Annotated in this window: 5 protein-coding genes; all 5 read right to left on the minus strand. The window is 68.3% G+C overall.

Annotated features, from left to right (window positions below; all coding sequences use genetic code 11):
• Positions 1–211: 211 nt before the first annotated feature.
• The 5 genes from ACX28W_RS43405 to ACX28W_RS43425 all read right to left on the minus strand — a co-directional run bounded on the left by ACX28W_RS43405 (position 212) and on the right by ACX28W_RS43425 (position 6,798).
• Positions 212–1,108, minus strand: coding sequence for a carbohydrate ABC transporter permease (locus ACX28W_RS43405; protein ID WP_459005605.1), 897 nt, complete (start codon positions 1,106–1,108; stop codon positions 212–214).
• Positions 1,105–2,061 carry a carbohydrate ABC transporter permease gene (locus ACX28W_RS43410; protein WP_459005606.1) on the minus strand — a complete coding sequence of 319 codons (957 nt, stop codon included), beginning with the start codon at positions 2,059–2,061 and terminating at the stop codon, positions 1,105–1,107. Before ACX28W_RS43410 ends, ACX28W_RS43405 begins: the two co-directional genes overlap by 4 nt.
• Positions 2,062–2,127: 66 nt before the next feature.
• Positions 2,128–3,492, minus strand: coding sequence for an ABC transporter substrate-binding protein (locus ACX28W_RS43415; protein WP_459005607.1), 1,365 nt, complete (start codon positions 3,490–3,492; stop codon positions 2,128–2,130).
• A gap of 50 nt (positions 3,493–3,542) precedes the next feature.
• Entirely contained in the window at positions 3,543–5,669 is a 2,127-nt protein-coding gene (locus ACX28W_RS43420) for a beta-galactosidase (RefSeq protein ID WP_459005609.1), read from the minus strand.
• Between the two features lie 97 nt (positions 5,670–5,766).
• A complete protein-coding gene (locus ACX28W_RS43425; RefSeq protein WP_459005608.1) occupies positions 5,767–6,798 on the minus strand; it encodes a LacI family DNA-binding transcriptional regulator in 1,032 nt (343 codons plus the stop codon).
• Positions 6,799–7,331 lie beyond the last annotated feature (533 nt).

Raw genomic sequence — 7,331 nt, forward strand, 5'->3', positions numbered from 1 at the left:
CCGCATGGCTGCATACCTACAATCACCACCGCGGACACACCGCGCTCGCAGGCAAACCACCCGCCAGCCGCGTCCCCAACCTCACAGGGCAATACACCTAGCGCTTCGGTGACCCTGCGCCGGGTGTATGGGCCGGTGTTCCTCGAGCGCGACACGCGCTGCCTGCATGTCGCGCGAGACCAGACGGGGGACCTGGAGCGGCAGACCAGTGTCAGTCCTTGACGGAGCCCGTGGCGAGGCCGCCCTGCCAGTAGCGCTGGAGCAGGAGAAAGGCTGCGATGAGCGGGAGGATCGACACGAGTGATCCGGTGATGACGATCGAGAACAGGGCGTGGGCGCCGCCCAGTCCCCCCGCCTGGGCCTGCCACTGGGCAAGGCCGATGGTCACGGGGTACAGCTTCGGGTTGTTGAGCATGATCAGCGGCAGGAAGTAGTTGTTCCAGCTTGCCACGAGCTGGAAGAGCAGGACGGTGACGAATCCCGGCAGGAGGAGACGGAAGCCCACCTGCCAGAAGATGCGGAACGCGCCGGCTCCGTCCATCCGTGCGGCGTCGATGAGACCGTCGGGTACGGCGTCCTCGGCATATACCCGCATCAGGTAGAACCCGAAGGGGCTCACCAGCATCGGCACGATCACCGCGAGCGGCGTGTTGACCAGCCCTATCTTGCTGAACAGCAGGTACGTCGGAATCGTCAGCACGGTGCTGGGCACCATGATCGAGCCCAGCACGATGGAGAAGAGCAGATTGCGTCCCGGGAAGCGGAACTTGGCGAAGGCGTACCCGCCCAGCGCCGCCAGAAAGGCCGCCCCGACCGAGCTGACCACGGCGTAGAGCGCGGTGTTGAGCAGCCACCGGCCGTAGATGCCGCCGTCGTAGGTGAACACGTCATGCAGGTTCCCGAAGAAGTCGAAGCCGCCGCCGAACCACAGGCCGAACGTGGAGAACAGCGAGCCGTTGTCCTTGGTCGCCGAGACGACGAGCCAGAACAGCGGCAGCAGGAAGTAGACCAGGCACGCCAGCATCAGCAGGGTGAGCACATTGCTGCGTCGGCCGACCGGACGGGGAGCCCGAGTGGAAGCCGGGGTGGAAGTGGTGTGGCTGGTCATGACCGGCGGACCCTCCGATGGGACGCGAGTTGCACGGCGTAGGAGACGACCACGATCACGGCGCCGAGCAGAAAGGAGACGGCCGAGGAGTAGTTCACTTCCTGATTGGTGAAGACGAGCGTGGAGGCGTACATGTTCGGGGTGTAGGAGGTGCTGATGGCGTCCGGCGCGATCCCGGACAGCAGCTTGGGCTCGTTGAACAGCTGGAAGGTGCCGATCACCGAGAAGATCACGCTCAGCATGAGCGCCTGCCGGATGGCGGGGATCTTGATATGCCAGGCGATGCGCCAGGCGCCGGCGCCGTCCATGGCCGCGGCCTCGTACAGCGTGGGCGGGACCGACTGGAGCGCGGCGAACATAATGATCATGTTGTAGCCGGTGAACTCCCAGGTCACGATGTTGGCGAGGGAGGCGAGTATCCAGTGCGGGGTGAGGAACCCCGGGGTGTCCAGGCCCACGCCCCGGGCCAGTTGGGCGAACGGGCCGAAGTCGGGACCGTACAGATAGCCCCACATCAGCGCGGCGATGACGCTAGGGATCGCGTACGGCACGAAGATGCCCAGCCGGATGAGACGCGGGAAGCGCAGTCGGCCGCTGTCCAGGGCGAGGGCGAAGAACAGAGCGGCGCCCAGCATGACTGGCACCTGGATGACAAGGAACCGCGCCATCCGCAGCACGCCGTCCCGGAAGAGCGGATCATCCAGTGCCTGCCGGTAGTTGGCAAGGCCGGCGAAGACGTTGCCGCCGACCAGCTGCTCTCGGAACAGGCTCAGATAGCCGGAGTAGCCGAGGGGGATCACGAGCAGGGCGACGAAGAGGATGACGAAGGGGGCGGCGAACGCGTACGCGGTCAGCGCCTCGCGGGTGGAGCGCCGCCACGGGCGGCGGGTGGCGTGGATGGCCGGCGACAGCGCGGGGCATGCGGGTGCCGCCGGTGGGACGGTCTGGCTCATGTCGTGTCTTCCCTCCCGCCCCGTGGACACCGTTGGTGGTGTCCACGGGGGTTGGGTGTGCTCCGGTCAGCTGCCGCCGACGGTGAAGCCCTGCTTCTTGACGTATCCGGTGACCGACTCCTGCCACTGGGTGAGCGCGGCGGTGAGATCCTGTTTGCGGGTCATCGCCTTGCCGACGGTGTCGTTGAAGTCGTTGAAGACGTAGTCCTGGACGGGGCTCCAGGTGAAGTCCGTCTTGACTGTCCTGGAGATGTCGGAGAAGACCCGGTTCACCTTCTGTCCGCTGAAGAAGGGCAGCGGCTCGTCCAGGAACTCCTGGTCGTCGAGCAGCGCCGTCGTGGCGGGGAAGAGGGACTGTTTGGAGGCCAGCATCTTCGTCGACGCGGGGTCGCTGTTCAGGAACTGAGCGAAGGCCGCTGCGGCGGCGGGGTACTTGCTCGTGCGGATGACCGCGCTCGTGGAGCCGCCCGTGTTCCCCGATACCGACTCTCCCGCGTCCCACTGGGGAAGCGGCGCGACGCGCCACTTGCCCGCCGTCTTCTTCGCGGTTCCCTGGAGGAACATCGGGCCCCAGGCGGCGGTGAGCCATGTGGCGTACTTGCCGCTCGCCAGGCCGCGGTACCACTGGTCGGTGAAGTCGGGGTCGGTCGAGACGTTCTCCGACTTGACCAGCCCGCTCCAGTAGTCGCTCACCTTCCGGGCAGCCGTGTCATCGATGTTGACCTGGAGGTTCGTGGAGCTGGTGCTCTTGAACGGCCGCGATCCCGCCTGCCACAGCAGTCCGGTGTAGGCCGCGCCGTTGCTCGGGGACATGTTGGTCAGGTACGCCTTCGGGTCGGCCTTGTGGAGCTTCTCGGCCGCGGTCGCGAACTCCGCCCAGGTCGTGGGCACTTTGATGTCGTACTTGTCGAAGATGTCTTTGCGGTAGAGCATCCCCATGGGCCCGGTGTCCTGCGGGATGGCGTAGACCGAGGAGCCCTGCGAGACCTGCTCCCACGCCCATCCCTCGAACTTGCTCTTGATCTTGTTGGCTCCGTACGGGGCCAGGTCGAGCAGGCTCTTGGTGATGGTGAAGGAGGGGACCTCGTGGGCCTCCAGCTGGACGACGTCGGGGGCCCCGCTGCCCGCCTTCAGGGCGGTACGGAGTTTGGGGTACTCGGCAGCGGGCGCGCCGGCGTTGACCACCTTGACCTTGATGTTGGGGTACTTCTTCTCGAAGAGCTTGACCTCGTCCTCGATGCCGTTCAACCAGCTCCAGAACTCGATCGTGGCCGGCTTCTTCAGCTCGGCGGCCATGTCGACGGACTTGGTGGTGCCACCGCCCGCCCCGTTCGACGAGCCGCCGGAACAGGCCGTGAGCACGAGCAGGGCGAGCCCGCCGGCGGCCGTGGTGAGCAGGCGCGAGCGCCTGCCCGCTGTCGGAGACCTCATCGTCTCTCCTCCTGTCTGTCGCTGTTCTGTGTTCTGGGGGACTCGGTGTTCTAGGTGCTCTCTGCCTGCTCGGTGGTCCGCTCGATGAGCACCCGGACATCCCACGGTCCGAGCGAGAGCTCCGATCCGGCATCGAGCGCTTCGCCGGAAAGGAGATCCATGACAGGCACGGGCAGGCGCGCGGGCGCCGTCTCCCACGACCAGTTGCTGACGAACCGCAGGCGGCGTCCGTCGGCCACGTGGGCCCCGGTCACGGTGACCGAGGCGGGCGTGGCGCTCCACGGATCGTCGGGCAGGGTCGTCTCCGCCACCCAGCGGGCCAGGTCCCGCGCCATGGCGGCATCGGGCAGCGTGCCGAGATAGGTGACGCGGCCGGCACCGTGCTCGTTCGTCACGACGGCGGGCCAGCGGCCCACGTGCGGGTGCTTGTACCAGGCCAGCGGCGTGGCGGTGTCCGGTACGAGGGCGTCGGCCCAGGCCGTCGCGTGGCCGTCCAGCCCCCGCACGGGCACCGGCTCGGCGAGGTTGCTGTACTCCAGGTAGTGCGCCCCGACGGCCTCCCGCAGGATTCCGGGCATGACCTGAGGGCGTGGCCTGGCCTCTTCGTCCGCGTAGCCGGAGCGGAAGGTGAGCAGCAGGTGGCCACCGTGGTGCGCGTACTGTTCAAGGAGCTGCAGAAGTTCGTCGTCCGCCACATACAGGGCGGGCACCACCAGCACCGGCCAGCGGGCGGCAAGCGCCTCGGCGTCCGTCCCCAGCTGGTCCGGACTCAGTACGGCGGCCTGGAGGCCGGCGTCGAACAGGCCCTGGTGGAGGGTCGCGACGACGCGGTCGTACGCTCCGCGGTCCGGGTCCCCGCCGGTCCTCGCCGCGACGGGCGGCTGGAACTCCAGCGCCCACTTGCTCTCCAGCGAGTACAGGATCGCGACGTCGGCCTCCGGCTCCAGGCCGGCGAGCACGTCCCCGGCCCGTCGCAGCTCCTCGCCAATCCGGCTCAACTCGTCGTAACAGCGGCCCGGTTCCAGGCTGTGCCCGAGGACTCCGCCCCAGTGCGTCTCCAGGCCGAAGTGCAGGGTGTGCCAGTGCCAGTACTCGATCGCGGCGGCGCCCCGGGCCACCATCGCCCACACGGCCTGGCGCCACTGGCCGTCGTAGGCCGGGTAGTTGACGTGCGACTCGCCGATCGACTGGGCGTGCGTCTCGGTGACGAGGAAGGGCTCGCGGCGTATCCCGTACGACAGGTCGGCCTTGAGGTACAGCGCCCAGGCGCCGGACCAGGGTAGCCACCACGGGCGGCCCGCCGCCGACGGTTCTACGGGTGCCGGGTGCCGCAGCCCCTCCTGCATCGGGAAGTAGATATTGGTGGCGGTGACGTCCAGCCGCTGCCCGAGCGCCACTTCGTCGAGGGCCTTGCGGCCCAGGTCTATGCAGGTCGTGACGAACTGCCCGGGGGCGGCGTGTTCGCGTACGATCCCGGCCTGCCAGCCGATGAACTCGGTGGTGAGCCGGGCCTGGTAGCGGCGCCACGCCAGGTCGTAGGACGGCGTGGTGTTGCCGTCCGGTGTCCACAGCTGCGACCAGTCGCTGATCCGGTGGGACCAATAGGTCAGCCCCCAGCGGTCGTTGAGGGCCTCCACGTCGCCGTACGTCGTACGCAGGTGGTCGACGAAGCCCTGGAACACGGCGGGGTTGTGCAGCAGCTCGACACCGGGTTCATTGTCGACCTGCCAGCCGATGACCGCCGGATGTTCGGTGTAGCGTCGGACGATCTTGCGGACGACCCGTTCCGCGAGATACCGGAAGGCCGGGTGGGTGAAGTCCGCGTCCTGGCGGCCGCCGTACGGGATGGGCTGTCCCGACCTTGCATGCGCAGCCGTCTCCGGGTACTTGTGGCGCAGCCACGGCGGGACGGCGTACGTCGGGGTGCCGATGATGACCGAGATGTCCCTGGCGTGAGCCTCGTCCAGGGCCGGCTGGAGCCATTCGAGCGCGAAGCATCCGTCCTCGGGTTCCCAGGTCGACCAGACGGACTCGCCGACGCGGATCACTGAGAAGCCGGCCTGTGCCATCAGGTCGAGGTCGGTGGTCAGCCGCTCGTAGGGCTGGTACTCGGCGTAGTAGGCGGCGCCAAACAGGACCCGTCCACCGGCCGGCGCTCCAGCCGCGTTGACAGGCATGCGACCGTCGGCCGGGGCGATATTGGTAGCGTTAACATTCATGGCCTGATACTGCGCCGCGTTCGCGCTCGTGCTCATGAAATCGGTTCCCCCTATGTCAGTTCCGGGCCGCTGGACCCGTGCTGCCGCGTACGACCAGTTCGGGCTGGACCACGGTCAGCCCGTCCCGCCCTCCCGTGCCCTCGATCTGGTCCACGAGCACATCGAGGGCGAGCCGTCCCGCTTCGCCGAAGTCCTGGCGCACCGTGGTGAGCGGCGGCCAGAAGTAGGCGGCCTCGGGGATGTCGTCGAAGCCGACCAGGCTCACGTCGCCCGGCACGTCGAGGCCGGCCTCGCGCAGGGCGAGGAGCACACCGAGGGCCATCTGGTCGTTGGCGGCGAACACGGCGGTGACGTTCTTGCGCCGGACGAGCCGTTTGCCCTGCTCGTAGCCCGATCGCGCCGTCCAGTCCCCGCGCAGCGGGGGCGGTGCCTTCCGCCCTGCCTCGGTGAGCGTCGTGCGCCAGGCGACTTCGCGGGCCTGCGCCGAGGGCCAGTTCACCGGTCCCGAGACGTGCCAGACGGTCTGGTGGCCGAGGGACAGCAGGTGCTCCGTGGCCTGACGGGCACCCGCGTGCTGGGCGATGCCGACCACCGGGGCGGACTCCTGATCGATGTCGACGTCCACGACGACCACGGGCGTGCCCTTGGTCAGATGCCGCAGCGCCTCCGCCGCCCAGTCGTGCGGTGCGGACAGGATGACGCCGGCGAGCGACTCCGACATCAGGCCGCGCATCACCTCCTCGCCCGAGTTCTGGCCGGTGGACTCCAGTGTGGTGACCCGCACGGTGTAGCCCGCGTCGCGGGCCGCCTGCTCGATGCTGAACAGCGTGGTCGCGGGCCCGTACAGCCTGGTATCGAAGGCGACCACACCGAGCACGCGTGACCTGCCGGTCACCAGCGTCCGCGCCGCGCTGTTGGGCCGGTAGCCCAACTCCGTCACCGCCGCGAGGACCCGGGCCCGGGTGCTGGCCTTGACTCCGGGGCTCTCGTTGAGCACCCGCGAAACGGTCATCACCGAGACCTGCGCCAGCCGTGCCACGTCGCCGAGGACCGCCGGGCGCCCGGCCCGGTCAGTGGACGACGTCAAAGGACATCACTCGGAGATCGCTCCCTTTGTTTCTGGAGGTGTCGCGCAGGACGTTAACGTTAACAATGCGCCCGATTCAAGCCCTCTGCACGGGAAACCCAGCGGATGTGCCGGAAGGCGCCGACAGACGGGCAGAACGCTGGCGCTCGAAGCAGGAGTCGCGGGTCGGCACGGCACAAGGCCGCCCCTTTCGGACGTACCGCTTCTCCGCCCGGGGCGAAGTCGCAGGGGCACGACCCGTCTCACGGCGCTACCGCACTCCTTGGACACCAGCCCCGGTATGACCCCTCCGGGCCTCGCACACCCTGGCACAGGTCCTCGCCGACAGCTCCGGTCGGCTGTGACCGCCCGTCAGCCTGCAGGTCCGGTGCTGCCGCGCTCCACCAGCTTCGGACGCCAACGCACTTCTGACTGCCCGTGGATTCGAAGCCGTCGACGAACACACGCTGGTTCTAGTACTCCAGCAGCGTTTCGCTATCTGGTCTGGTCAGAGGCGTCGTCCGGAGTGTAGTTGGCTGATGGTGTGTCAGGGG

The organism is Streptomyces sp. SD15, assembly GCF_054462255.1.